Source organism: Pantoea sp. Ep11b (assembly GCF_040783975.1).
Classification (GTDB): Bacteria; Pseudomonadota; Gammaproteobacteria; order Enterobacterales; family Enterobacteriaceae; genus Pantoea.
The window spans coordinates 2769683-2783437 of record NZ_CP160631.1; the positions used below are offsets into that span (position 1 = coordinate 2769683).

Consider the following 13755-nt stretch of genomic DNA (forward strand, 5'->3'; position numbering starts at 1 on the left):
AAAACGTCATTCAGCCGCCGATTAAACCGGGCGAGGCATGGACGATCGGCTGGCATCTGCTAATTTTTAAGCTGTTCCCCTGATGCTGAGAAGAACAACAGTATGATTAGCACACTTAAACTTTCCTCTGATTTCCGGCGCAGTTTCCTGCGCGAGGTGCTGGTGCCGCTGGTGGCGATCTTACTGCTGACCTTTACCGGCGCGGGCGCTGCGCTGTTTGCCGGCACGTCGCTGACCAACAGCGAAGCGCGGCATCAGCAGCAACGGATGATCGAAGCCTCTTTTTCGCAGAGCTTGAGTGAACATCTGCGCCAGTTGCACAGCCTGTCACGCTGGACACCGTTGCAGCAGCATCTGGCGGAAAGTCACAGTGACAAATGGCTGGATGAGAATATTGGCGAGTGGCTCTATGAGATGTTCGGCCATCAGCTGATCATGGTGCTGGACCCGCAAAACCAGATTGTCCGGGTCTGGCGTGAAGGCCAGCCGATCGCCGCCCCGGATAACGACCCGCTGACTGGTGAGGTATTACAGAACCCGCTGGTCAGCGATCCGGGTCGCCAGGATGATGCCGATTATACCCGCGTAAGCCAGCGCGCGGCGGCGCTGGCCGTGGGGGCGATCCAGCAGGATAGCGATACCCAGCCACGGTTCCGGCTGGTAAGTCTGAAATTTCTCGATGATGGCTATCTGGCCAGCCTGGCGGAACGCAATCAGCTGCAGGGGCTGCACTTCTCCGATGGCGCCTCCCAGCCGGAGGCCAGCGCCCGCTATCTGCTGATTGCCCAGGCGGGCGATCCGGTAGGCTATCTCAACTGGATCCCCTCCCGTCCCGGTGCGGACATGCTGCGGACCATCGGCCCCTCTACCGGACTGGCGGTGCTGGCGATCTCCCTGCTCTGCCTCTATATGGTGCGGCGGCTCTGGCACTCGTCGGTGAACCTTTCCCAGTCGATGCTCCGGCTCGGCGCGTCGGAGGCCCAGGCGCAGCATCTGGCGTTTCATGATGTGCTCACCGGGCTGCCCAACCGTGCGCTGATTGAGGATCGCCTGACTCAGGCGCTGGCGCTGGCGACACGTCACGATCAGCGGGTGGCGCTGCTGCTCATCGACCTCGACCGCTTTAAAACCATTAATGACACCCACGGCCATCACGCCGGGGATGAGCTGATTATCGCGGTGGCGCAGCGTCTGAGCCGTCTGGTGCGCGCCAGCGATACCGTCGGCCGCCTGGGCGGCGACGAGTTTATCGTGGTGATGCCGGAGGTGGAAAGCATCGGTCAGGTGCAGAGTCTGGCGCAGCGCATCATCGACGAACTGGGCCGTCCCTTTACGCTGTTCGGCAGCGATATCTGGAGCGGGGCCAGTATCGGCGTAACGCTGGCCCCCAAAGATGGCATCGATCGGCTTGAGCTGATGCGCAAGGCGGATATCGCGCTCTATGAGGCCAAAAGCGGCGGACGGGGCAGATACCGTCAGTTTGAACGGGCGATGGATGAGTCGGTGCGCACCCGTCAGGCTATCGCCGCCGACCTGCGGATCGCGCTGCAGCAGCATCAGGGGCTGGCGGTGTGGTATCAGCCGCTGATGGAGATCAGCGGACAGCAGATGGTGGGCGTCGAAGCGCTGCTGCGCTGGCATCATCCGACCCGCGGCCCGATTGCACCCGGTGAGTTTATCGCGATTGCCGAAGAGACCGGCCTGATTATTCCGCTGGGCGAATGGGTGCTGGCCGAAGCCTGCGCGACGCAGCAGCGTTTCCCCGAACTGCTGGTGGCAGTCAACGTTTCACCCGTTCAGTTCCGCGCGACCGGCTTCGTTGAGCGGGTGATGGCTATCGTCAGCGAGCATGGCGGCGATCCGACCCGTCTGGAGCTGGAGATCACCGAGGGGGTGCTCATTGAAGATGAACGCGAGGCGCGCGCGATTATTGTGGCGCTGCGCGACGCGGGCTTCCGGATTGCGCTGGATGACTTCGGCACCGGCTACTCCAGCCTCAACTATCTGAGCACGTTCCCGGTCGATAAAATCAAAATCGATCGCTCCTTCACCCAGTCGCTGGGCGTGGCCGAAAATTCGGTGGCGATTGTGGAGTCAGTGGTGAAACTGGGGCACGCCATGGGGCTGATGGTCACGGCGGAAGGCGTTGAAACGCCGGGGCAGATGTCTGCGCTGGCGAATGCGGGCTGCAATCAGTTGCAGGGTTATCTCTTCAGCCAGGCCGTGCCCGCCGACCGGCTCGCGGCCCTGATTGAGTCCTCCCCGCAACAGGCGTGAGCGCCAGAAGCAGCCTGAGCGCCGCTGTGCGCTCAGGCTGGCTTTTTACGTCCCGGCTCCCAGGCTGTCCAGCAGCGCAGCCGAGGAGGCAACTGCACCGAAAATCCCCCCCTGCATGTGAATCATGCTCAGCGCCGCCTCATGATGACGCCGCTCGGTCGCCGCGCAGCAGTCGGAGAGGACCAGACACTCAAAGCCGCGATCGTTGGCCTCGCGCAGCGTGGTGTGGACACAGACGTCGGTCGTGATCCCGGTGAGGATCAGATTACGGATGCCCTGGCTGCGGAGGATCAGCGCCAGATCGGTGGCGTAAAACGACCCTTTACCCGGTTTGTCGATTACCACTTCATCCGGTAAGGGTGCCAGCTCGGGAATAATCTCCCAGCCCGGTTCGCCACGCACCAGAATGCGGCCACAGGGCCCGGTATCCCCGATGCCGGCGTTCATACGACGCGAACGCCAGCGTTTGTTGGCGGGCAGATCGCTGAGATCGGGCCGGTGCCCTTCGCGGGTATGGATAACCGGAAACTGCCGGGCACGCATCACCGCCAGCACCTGCTGCAGCGGGGCGATCGGCGCACGGGTCAGGCTGACGTCATAGCCCATGCTGTCGACGTAGCCGCCCACGCCGCAAAAGTCGGTCTGCATATCGATCACAATCAGCGCCGTATCGGCCGGGGTGAAACTGCCGTCAAACGGCCAGCTGTAAGGTGTGGAATTAACACTAAACATTGCTCTTCTCCATAACGGGGCGCGGCAGGCGCACTCTGCTGATCAGGCTGTAGCTCACTGCGGCGGTGACCAGACCGATCACCGCTTCACCGAACTGTGGAAAGGCGAGATGGGCGATCACCGCACAGAGGCTGCCAATGGCCCAGGCCGCAAAGGCGTCCCCCCGGAAACGCTGCGCCGGACGCTGCTCGCTGATGCGCGCCATAAAAATCAAATCCACAATCATCACCGCGCCAAACGGCGGCACCACAATACCCAGCAGGCTCAGCCACTCCAGGAAATAGGACCAGACACCCGCCAGCGCCAGCACGCCGCCGATGGCTCCGAGGATCAGCGTCCAGAGCCGCATTTTGCTGCTGAACAGGTGGCTGAAGCCCACCGCGCCGTTATAGAGGCAATGCGTGCAGACCGAGCCGAGATTAATAAAGACAAACAGACAGGCCACGACCGACAGGAAGGCGCCATGCCCCATCAGCATCGGCAGAAAATTGCCGCCGTTGGTCAGCGGATCGACCGCGGCTCCCGCAGCGACAATCACGACGCCGAACAGGTAGGAGATTACGTTGGCAACAGGAAAGGCGGAGAAGGCGGCAATCACGGCCGAGTGACCACTTTTCGACCAGCGGGTAAAGTCAGCGGTCATGGTGCCGGAGTCGGCAAAACCCGCCACCACCATAGTGACGGCGGTGCCCATACTCATGGCGCCGGCGGCGCTGGCGCTGCCCTTCCACTGGGTCACGACGGAGAAGTCATGCTGTTTGCTGATCAGCCACAGCGCCACCGCGCCCAGCACCACAAACAGCGGTGCCGCGATCATGCCGAGTACCGACAGCGCCCGTACACCCAGAAAGGTGATGCCGGTATAGAGGATCATCGCAAATGCCGTCACCGCCAGCGCATTCCAGCCAAAGGTCTGATTGATGACGGTGCCGGTCAGCCCGGTCTGGAAGGCATACCAGCCGATCACCACCGTTGAAAGAAAGCCGGAGACGAGGATATAGCCTTTACTGCCGAAGGTGCGCCGGGCCTGCAAGGCGAAGTTCATGCCGCTGTTGCCGGCGTACCAGCTCAGCGCGCCGACATAGGCAAACAGCACCAGATTGCCCAGCAGGATGGCGATCAGCGCGGGCCAGAAGCCCAGATGCCAGGTGATGATGCCGCCAAACAGCGCGTTAGTGAGGATCATCGGAAAGCCAAACCAGACCGCCGAGACGGAACGGGTTGAGTGACGATGCGACAGCGGCACCGGCTGATGTTCAAACTCCTGCTCCAGCGCAGGTGAAGATGAGGTTTTCATTGGGCAATCCCGGGTTGAAGGTGATTCCACGGCTGAATGCGCTCGAAAGCGGCACTGGCAGCCAGCACTAAGGCATCATCAAGATGACGCCCGACAATCTGCAGCCCGACGGGCAGGCCGCTGGCGGTGAAACCGGCGGGCAGTGACGCGGCAGGCTGGCCGGTAAAATTGAACGGGTAGCAGAAGGAGAGCCAGTGATCGCTGCGGACCATGCGGCCATCGATAATCTCCGGCCCCTGCATCCCCAGCGGAAACGGCGGCACCGCCAGCGTCGGGGTAATCAGCAGGTCAAAGCGCTGCATAAAGCGCCACAGGCTGTTGCTGACCGCTTTTCGGGTGGCGATGGCATCAGTAAAGTCCTCCGCCCGCCAGTCGCGCTGCAGCATCGCCACCAGATGCGGCGACATCGCGCTGCCCTGCTCCGCCATCATCTGGCGCATCCCCGTCAGATCGCTCTCCATCGCCACCAGTGCGCCAAAGGCGGCGGCCGGATCGCTGAAGCCGGGATCGGCCAGCTCCAGCTCTGCACCGATTTCAGCGGCAAACCGCTGCACCGCCGTGCTGACCACCGCCCGCACCGCCGGGTCCACGGCCACATAGCCAAAATCCGCGCTGAAGGCGATGCGCAGCTTACCTGGCAGATGCTGTGTCGCACCCAGCCAGTCCACGTCGCTGCAGGGAATAGAGTGGCGATCGCGCATGTCCGGCCCGGCCATCAGGGAGAGCATCAGGGCCGCATCGCGGACGCTGCGCGTCATCGGCCCGATATGCTCCAGCGACTCCCACCCCGACACACCGGGATAGCGTTCATCACGACAGCCGGGCCATAACGGCACCCGCCCCATTGAGGCTTTGAAGCCGAAAATGCCGCAGTGCGCCGCCGGGATACGAACCGAGCCGCCGCCATCACTGCCGAGCGCAATCGGGCAGAGTCGCGCCGCCACGGCAGCCCCCGATCCCGCACTGGAGCCGCCGGGCGTCATAGTGAGATCCCAGGGATTTCGCGGCGAAGGGAAGAGCGGATTGTGCCCGACACCGCTGTAGCCAAATTCCGGTGCGGTGGTTTTACCCAGCAGGATCGCATCGGCGGCCAGCAGCCGTTCCACCGCAATGTCGTCATCTTCCGGCACGAAATCGCGGTAGGCCATCGAGCCGGAGGTGGTTCTGACGTTCGCCGTGCAGATCAGATCCTTTACCGCCAGCGGAACGCCTGCCAGCGCCCCCAGCGTTTCCCCGCGCGCGCGGCGGGCATCGACTGCGCGGGCCTGAGCCATCGCCAGGTCGGGCGTGGGCGTACAGAACGCCCGTATCGCCGGTTCCCGTTCCGCCATCCGCGCCAGCGCCGCCCCGGTCAGCTCACAGGCCGAGACTTCTCCGCTGCGGATGCGTGCGGCCATCGTGGTGGCATCGTCGTCTAATAAGGAGTCAAACATGGGTTACCTCGCCAGAAATGTACCTGTCAGCGAGTGCATGAAGCGTGCCAGATAGCGGGCGTATCCCCCTCCCGAAAGCGGGATGCCAGATGGAATACGGCCTGGGATACAAGATCGAATTCTTATGATGTCAGGCGCGGGCAGCTGTTTATTTTTTCAGCACAACGATGGCGCAGGGCTGCGCGATAAGGGGGCGTGAGTTGCGAGCTGGCTTACAACGTCTTGTCGGTCAGCAGCAACAAGGGCTGACAGCCTGGAAGGGATAACCCCACTTTTGATAGGGCTGTTTGACGAATCGGGTCTCTGGCTGAAAACTCCGGCAAGAGGATTCGCAGGCTGGCGGCAGGGATGACACGTGCGCGTTGAGGAAGATATCTATCTCGAAAATTATGCGATCAGGCGGAAAAGATTTATCTACGGTCGTCAGGACTATTACAGCTACGTATTCGTTGCCGCGAGTGAAACGTATGCCGTCATCGCGGGTCATTTAGCTGATGAAGAGGCGCTTGCCCGCATCGGTTATCAGATGCCGCCGGGAATGTCCTTCCCGGCTAATGGCCTGGCTGAGATCTGTTTTGACGTTTTCGATGGTCTGGAATGCCTGAGCGATTTCCGCCATATCAGGCTGGCAGGCCTGGGCAGCGCTGTTGTTTTAAAAAACGTGATACCCGCGCTGATGGCCCACCATGAAAGCTTCTCAACCGGTGGTTTTGTCTTTCAGGCTGCATCGGGCGAAATCGCTGACCGCAATCGTCCGACGCCGCTGGAAGAGATCTATGACGCGATACTTGGGTTAAAAAATGAACTACGCTACAATCGCAGGACAGGGTTGCCGAAGAAAGCACTGCAACCTTTAATCCCGGACTGTTTCCGGGCTTATAAAGTCGTAACTACAGGGAGAGCTTGCTATGTCGTTTTACGGAAAACACGAAACTACCCCTCTGGAATCAGTGGATGCCCGGTACAGGAAGGTCAGATCGCGCTTGATTGCGGCGTGGCTGGCACAACCTGATCTGCCCGCGATTTACGCTCAGTTAGATCAGGCGAAAAAGCGCTCGTCGTCAGCCCTGTTGCGCCGCAAGCTGAAAGAGTTTAATGCGCGCGAAATGCAGGAAGCCGGAACACGCACTTAACTCTGCAAGGCCCGCTAAGGGCCTTCTCTGTTTTCACGCTCTTCAGACTCATCCGCAGGCGGTGTCCCGCCGCTCACACCGCACTCGCCTTAATCAGGAAAATCAGTTCCGACCGACGTCTCTTTCCAGGCTTCGACCTCCGCCAGCCTCTCTTTAAGCTTGCCGATGACGGCTTCATGCCCCCAGGCACCCATCACCAGATGGCGTGGCGGACGATCCTCCTCCGTGATAGCAATCATCGCCCTGGCGGCGCGCGCCGGATCGCCCTTCTGGGTGCCGCTGCTTTCGGCGGTCGCTTTCATCCGTGCGGCTGCGGTCTCTGCATAATCCGGCAGCGTGCCCGGCGTCTGACGCAGTGAACGTCCCGCCCAGTCGGTGCGGAACGGGCCAGGCTCGACGCAGGTGACGTGAATGCCCAGCGGCCCCGCTTCCAGCGCCAGCGCATCGGACCAGCCCTCCACCGCATGTTTGCTGGCAGAGTAGTAGCCGGAGCTGGCGAAGCCGATTAAGCCAGCGACTGAAGTGATGTTGATGACGTGGCCGCTTCGCGCTTTTCTCATGACCGGCAGCACGGCGCGGGTCAGGGCAAACAGACCGAATACGTTGGCATCGAACTGCGCACGGATTTCGCTCTCCACGCCCTCTTCCACCGAACTCTGATAGCCATAACCGGCGTTATTCACCAGCACGTCAATCGTGCCGAAAGCGTCCAGCGCCGCCTTTACGGCCTGGTCGATGCTCGCCTGCTGTGTGACATCCAGAGCCACCGCCAGCGCATTGTCGTGTCCGTCGACCAGATCGGTAATGGCGTCGGTATGACGCGCCGTGACGACGACGTTAAAACCCCGTGCAATCGTCTGCCGGGCCAGTTCACGACCAAAACCGGTCGAACAGCCTGATATTAACCAGACAGGGGCAGAGTGAGCAGTCATACAGAGACTCCCGTTGAGTGTGATGAAATGGCGGATAACCCGGACGCGAAAGCATCCGGGCGTATAGGTCAGTGAAGCGCGACGGCCTCACTTAGCCCTGCTGCTTTTTATGAAACAGCTGACTGGCGGTGTCACTGATGATCTGCGCCGCACCGCGATCGCCCTTTACCATCGACGCCATAAAGGCTTTTGCCTGTTTAAAGGTAATGTGCGGCGGCAACGGGGCGACTTCGGGATCGGTTTTCACCTCCAGTAAAACCGGCCGGTCGGCGCTGAGTGCCTGCTGCCAGGCCGCCGCCAGCTCGTCCGGGTTATCGACATAAATCCCGACCAGCCCCAGCGAGCGGGCAAATTCGGCATATTTCACATCCGGCAACTGCTGCGAGGCATCGAAACGGGGGTTGCCCTCCATCACGCGCTGCTCCCAGGTCACCTGGTTGAGATCCTGGTTATTGAACACGCAGACAATCAGGCGCGGATCGGCCCACTGCTGCCAGTATTTCTGAATGGTGATCAGCTCGGCCATATTGTTCATCTGCATGGCGCCATCACCCACCAGCGCCACCACCGGTTTTTCCGGATGGGCAAATTTTGCCGCAATCGCGTAGGGCACCGCCGCGCCCATACAGGCCAGACCGCCGGAGAGCGTGGCACGCTGCCCCTGCTTAACCCGGTAATCGCGGGCAAACCAGTTAGCGCAGGAGCCGGAGTCGGAGGTCACAATCGCGTTATCGGGTAGCTGGGGGGACATCTCCCACACTACCCGCTGCGGGTTAACCGGATTCGCGGGTGCCAGGGCGCGCTCCTCCATCAGGGTCCACCAGTCACGCACCTGCACGGCAATCTCTTCCTGCCAGCTGCGATCCTGCTTGTGCTCCAGCAGCGGCAACAGTGCACGCAGGGTTTCCGCCGCATCGCCGTGCAGATTGACCTCGCTGGGATAGCGCAGGCCAAGCATGGCCGGATCGATGTCGATCTGCACCGCACGCGCCTTGCCCTCTTCCGGCAGAAATTCTGTCCACGGGAAGCCGCTGCCGATCATCAGGAGCGTATCGCAGTTCTTCATCAAATCAGAGGAGGGTCTGGTGCCCAGCAGGCCTATCGACCCGGTGACAAAGGGTGCATCGTCCGGTAGCACATCCTTGCCCAGCAGGGCTTTTGCCACACCGGCACCCAGCATATTGGCGGCCTGAACCACCTCAACGGCCGCGCCGCGCGCGCCTGCACCAATCAGAATCGCCACTTTTTTACCAGCGTTGAGGACGTCGGCGGCGCGTTGCAGATCCCTCTCATAGGGGATCACTTTCGGACGCTGATAACCGCTGCCGGAATGGGTGAAACCGTGCAGATGCTGAGGCGGCTGCCACTCTTCATCCTGAATATCTTTGGGAATGATGATGACCGCCACGCCATTCTGCGCTTTGGCAATGCGCACGCCCCGGTCCAGCAGATGCCGCACCTGGCTCGTCGCCGAGGCTTCCTGAACAAAGTCAGCGACGTCGGAGAAGATGCGATCCAGATTCATCTCCTGCTGATAGCTGGCCCCGCGGGCGGTCGCTTCCGCCTGACCAGCAATCGCCAGTACCGGCGCATGGTCCATTTTCGCGTCGTAAAGGCCGGTCAGCAGGTGGGTGGCACCCGGTCCGCCGGTAGAGAGACAGACCCCCAGTTCGCCGGTGAACTTTGCATGTCCGGCGGCCATAAAAGCGGCCATCTCTTCGTGCCGCACCTGAATAAATTCGATGCCTTCGCCTTTAGCATTCGCACGCTGAATCGCGCCCAGCACCCCGTTGATGCCATCTCCCGGATAGCCGTAGATGCGTGTCACGCCCCACTCTTTCAGGCGCTGGACAAAAAAATCACTGGTTTTCATGCTCATCGTCGCGTTTCCCCTCGAAGTCCATGCAGACTTAAAGCGTAGTAGACGATGAGCCTTTGCCTTTAATTGTTCGCGATAAGCGGGTACTTCTGACGCAAATCACTGAATATCTGCGCCATCTCCGCCGTTTCGCCTGATTCCTCAACCCTGCGGAAAACCTGGGTTTTCAGGAAGTGACGCCAGCTGACCGGCACGCTCGCCAGAAAAGCCGTCAGCAACTGATAACGCGCTGGCGTCCAGAGTGCTTCAAAGCGCTGCCGGGCGTCCCCATGCTCAAAATGGCGGGTTGCCTGCTGCGGCATACTGGCACGCAGGCGCGCTGTGGCGTCATGATCTACGCGGTTATCTGTCACCACCACGCCATACTCCCTTCTGGCCGCTGCGATACTGAGATAGCCGCAGCGCACGTCCTGCATCACGGCTTCCACATCACGCTGCGACGGCAGGCCATATCCGCCCGCGCCGGGGCCGCGCACCTCAACCACATCGCCCGGCTGGCAGTGGATCACATCCGTGTTGCCGTGATGAAGGATCCCGCCGTTGCGCCGGGTGCAAAAGGTGGACAGCGCGCCGCTGCGTCCGCCCAGTACGCCCGCCGAGGCAAACACCGATCGGTTACGGTTGCGCGCCGTAATGGTGGTATCAGGCGAGAAGATCTCAAAAGCCATTTCAGTCGCTAAGCCGCCCCGGAACTGGCCCGCTCCGGCACTGTCCTGCGCCAACCCGTAACGATGAAAACGAACCGGCACTTCCGCCTCGTTAATCTCGATCGGGGTGTTTTTCAGGAAGGCGGAAAGCCCGCCGGAACCATCGGGGCCGTCATGACGCGGCGTACCGCCCGCTCCGCCGCCTACCGGCCCCAGCGAGGCGACGACGCTGCGGTCATGGATCTGCGTGCGGATATTCATAATGGAGTTGCCGCCGGGCGAGTTCGCCGGCAGGCGTTCCGGCATCGCCAGCGAGAAGACGCCAAGGGTCGCAATCTGCGACAGCGCGCAGGTCAGCGATCGCATCCCGACCGCCGCCGGTGCCTCGCAGTTCATTACCGTACCGGGCGGCAGAATGGCCCGGGTTGGCCGCAGCGTGCCCGCGTTGAGCAGCAGCGAGCGGTCCAGGGTTGAGAGCACATAGGTCACGCCCACCAGCGCCAGCGGATGCCGCTCCCGCCCGCCGGTCGGCATGTTCAGCGACGAGGCCAGCTGCGGATCGCTGCCGGTATAGTCCAGCGTCAGCTGGTCGCCTTCGACCCGGAGCGTAACGGCGATGCGACAGGGATAGCCGCCCTCTCCATCTTCATCGGCGTAGTCGGCATAGAAGTATTCGCCATCGGGGATGGTGCTGATGATGGCGCGCGCCTGCGCGTCGGCGTAATCGAGAATGCCCTCAATACCCTGCAGAAAATCGTCGAGGCCAAAGCGGGCAATGATGTCATGGATCTTACGCTCCCCTACGTTCACCGACGCCAGCTGCGCTTTGAAATCGCCCCAGTTCTGTTCTGGGACCCGGACGTTGAGCCGCATAATACTGGCAACCTCTTCATTAAGCTGACCCTGCCGCATGATCTTCAGCGGCGGGATGCGGATCCCCTCCTGCACGATATCGGTCAGCGAGCGCGACAGAGAGGCCGGCACCGCGCCGCCCACGTCGGTGTTATGGATGTGACCCACAACAAAGCAGACAATCTCGCCCTGATGGAACACCGGTTTCCAGATATGGATGTCGGGCGAGTGCGTGGCCACGTTACCGGCGTAGGCGTCGTTGGTGATACAGATGTCGCCCTCAGCATACTCCTCAATCAGCGCCAGTACCGGCGCGTAGTCAATGCCGCTGTACCAGGGCGCGCCAAAGCTGCGCGGCGAGGCAAAAGCCAGCCCGCTTCGGCTGACAATCTGGCAGGAGAAATCTTCCGTCTCTTTTACAAAGGTGGAGTGCGCGGTCCGCATCAGGGTAAAGGCCATCGCATCGGCCGCCGCGGCGCAGTAGTTCGCCAGAATTTGTAAGTTACGACCATCAATCGCCATGTTATGCCTCGCTCGCCGTAATCAGCAGGTTACCGAATGAATCGACCCTGACGCCCATCCCTGGCGGAACACAGGTAGTGCAGTCGTCCTGAGCGATAATGACCGGGCCACAGAGTTCATGCCCCGCACGCAGCGCCGCGCGCAGCACCAGATCGACCTGATGCCAGCCGCCGTCTATCCACGCCCGGGTCTGCTTCAGCACCGGCACCGCGTCTGTAGCCACGGGCAACGGGCTTATCACGGGTTTTGGCGTGGGTGAGACGATCACCAGCCGCAGCGTGATCAGCTGCACGGGCGCCTGCGGGTCGCAGTGACCAAACAGCTGATGATGCTGACGATCAAAGGCGTCATGCAGCGCGGTGACATCCGCCTGTGCCAGCCACTCCGCCTCCAGTGGCACGTCGATTTCAAACGACTGGCCGCGATAGCGCATATCGGCGCTGAACTGCAGGCTATAGGGCATCCTGCTGCCGTGCTCCTCTGCCAGCCAGTGGCAGGCGCGCTGCTGCAGTGCCGCAGCTTCACTGGCCAGGGTATCGGCCAGCGCGGGCGTCAGATCGCCGTAAAGCGTGCGGATAAAGTCGTTGCGGATGTCCGCCACCAGACCACCCAGCGCGGAGAGGACGCCCGGCGTCGGCGGCACAATCACCCCTTTCATATTGAGTTCGCGGGCCAGAAAACAGCCCATCATCGGCCCCGCGCCGCCAAAGGCGAGAAACCAGAATTCACGCGGATCAAGGCCAAATCGCGACAGCAGGCCGCTGGTGTCGCTGTACATGCTGGAGATCGCCAGCTGGATGGCGGTTTCTGCCGTTTCCTGCACCGAAATGTCGAGCGCCTCAGCCAGGGGCTGAAAGGCGCGACAGGCCGCGTCGACATCGACCGTCACCGCGTCATACCCCAGCGCACCGTGGCCCATCAGACCGCAGGCAGCGAAGGCATCGGTGGCCGTGGGCTGCGTTCCCCCGCGCCCGAAGCAGACGGGTCCGGGCAGCGAGCCTGCACTGTCTGGCCCCATCTGCAACACGCCCTGCCCGTCGATCCAGGCCAGCGAGCCGCCGCCCTGACCCACCGAGGTCACGGCGACGGAGGGAATAAATATCGGGAAGTCACCGATGATCTCACCGTTACCCTGCGCCACGTTGCCATTGATAATCACCGCCACATCGGCGCTGGTGCCGCCAATATCCAGGCTGAGGATTTTGTCAAAACCGCAGGCGCTGGCGAGATAGCTGGCACCAATTACCCCGGACGCCGTCCCGGAGAGCACCATCTGCACGCATTCACGCTTCGCCTGTTCGACGCCCATGACGCCGCCATTGGATTTTGTAATGCGCGGCGGCGGCCTGACGCCCAGCCGTTTCAGCGCCTGTTCGAAGGATTCCAGGTAGTGGATCACCATCGGCTGCACGTAGGCATTGATGGTGGCGGTAATGGTGCGTTCATATTCGCGGATAATCGGCCAGATGTCCGCAGAGCAGGAGGTGAGCAGTTCAGGCGCCACCTCATCGATAATCGCTTTCACTGCCGCTTCGTTGTGCCGGTTGCGATAGCTGTGCAGCAGCGAGACCACAATGCCCTGGCAGCCTGCGGCGCGTGCCTGGTCGATAGCGTTGAGCACGCTCTGGCGATCCACCGGTTGCAGCACCTTGCCGTGCGCGTCACTGCGCTCGCGGATGGCAAACACCCGATCGCGGGTGATCAGCGGTGCCGCTCGCCGCGAGAAAAGGTCATGAATATGGGGGATTTTCAGCCGGGCCAGCTCCAGCACGTCGCAGAAGCCTTCGGTGGTAAACAGCGCCAGGCGCACGCCGCGCCGCTGAATAACCGCGTTGATCCCGACCGTGGTGCCGTGGGTAAAGTAACCAATCTCCGCAGGGTCAATGCCCTGCTGCTGCTGAAACTGCGTCAGCCCGGTCACGATCTCGCTACCGGGCTTATCCGGTCGCGACAGGACTTTCAGGGTGTGGATCTGGTGGGTCTGTTGATCAAGCACGGCGAAATCGGTAAAGGATCCACCAATATCCACGCCAACGCGGTATCGCATATCG

9 protein-coding genes are annotated in these 13755 nt (G+C 61.6%); 2 read left to right on the forward strand and 7 right to left on the reverse strand.

Translation table 11 applies throughout. From position 1 onward, the window contains the following. Nucleotides 1–102: 102 nt before the first annotated feature. Complete coding sequence (locus AB1748_RS13190; RefSeq protein WP_367395592.1) at nt 103–2277, forward strand: putative bifunctional diguanylate cyclase/phosphodiesterase; 2175 nt, start codon at nt 103–105, stop codon at nt 2275–2277. Between the two features lie 45 nt (nt 2278–2322). On the opposite strand, the gene AB1748_RS13195 is transcribed toward AB1748_RS13190, so the two are convergent. The 3 genes from AB1748_RS13195 to AB1748_RS13205 are packed head-to-tail and all read right to left on the reverse strand — an operon-like array spanning nt 2323 to nt 5739. Beyond that, nucleotides 2323–3009: a cysteine hydrolase family protein gene (locus AB1748_RS13195; RefSeq protein ID WP_111141382.1), complete on the reverse strand. Its 687-nt coding sequence runs from the start codon at nt 3007–3009 to the stop codon at nt 2323–2325. Next, nucleotides 3002–4306, reverse strand: coding sequence for a cytosine permease (locus AB1748_RS13200; RefSeq protein WP_111141381.1), 1305 nt, complete (start codon nt 4304–4306; stop codon nt 3002–3004). The genes AB1748_RS13195 and AB1748_RS13200 overlap by 8 nt, the downstream gene beginning before the upstream one ends. After that, nucleotides 4303–5739: an amidase gene (locus AB1748_RS13205; RefSeq protein ID WP_367395593.1), complete on the reverse strand. Its 1437-nt coding sequence runs from the start codon at nt 5737–5739 to the stop codon at nt 4303–4305. Before AB1748_RS13205 ends, AB1748_RS13200 begins: the two co-directional genes overlap by 4 nt. Before the next feature lie 355 nt (nt 5740–6094). On the opposite strand from AB1748_RS13205, the gene AB1748_RS13210 reads away from it, so the two are divergent. Beyond that, nucleotides 6095–6751 (forward strand): hypothetical protein, encoded by a 657-nt coding sequence (locus AB1748_RS13210; RefSeq protein ID WP_367395594.1) that lies wholly within the window; start codon nt 6095–6097, stop codon nt 6749–6751. A gap of 210 nt (nt 6752–6961) precedes the next feature. Here AB1748_RS13210 and AB1748_RS13215 read toward each other — a convergent pair whose 3' ends face one another. From AB1748_RS13215 to AB1748_RS13230, 4 genes are all read right to left on the reverse strand, one after another. Continuing rightward, nucleotides 6962–7804, reverse strand: coding sequence for an oxidoreductase (locus AB1748_RS13215; RefSeq protein ID WP_367395595.1), 843 nt, complete (start codon nt 7802–7804; stop codon nt 6962–6964). 91 nt (nt 7805–7895) lie between these two features. Beyond that, entirely contained in the window at nt 7896–9683 is a 1788-nt protein-coding gene (locus tag AB1748_RS13220) for a thiamine pyrophosphate-requiring protein (protein WP_367395596.1), read from the reverse strand. Nucleotides 9684–9745: 62 nt separating this feature from the next. Further along, entirely contained in the window at nt 9746–11704 is a 1959-nt protein-coding gene (locus tag AB1748_RS13225) for a hydantoinase B/oxoprolinase family protein (RefSeq protein ID WP_367395597.1), read from the reverse strand. Between the two features lies 1 nt (nt 11705). Further along, nucleotides 11706–13751 carry a hydantoinase/oxoprolinase family protein gene (locus AB1748_RS13230; protein WP_367395598.1) on the reverse strand — a complete coding sequence of 682 codons (2046 nt, stop codon included), beginning with the start codon at nt 13749–13751 and terminating at the stop codon, nt 11706–11708. Nucleotides 13752–13755: the final 4 nt, after the last annotated feature.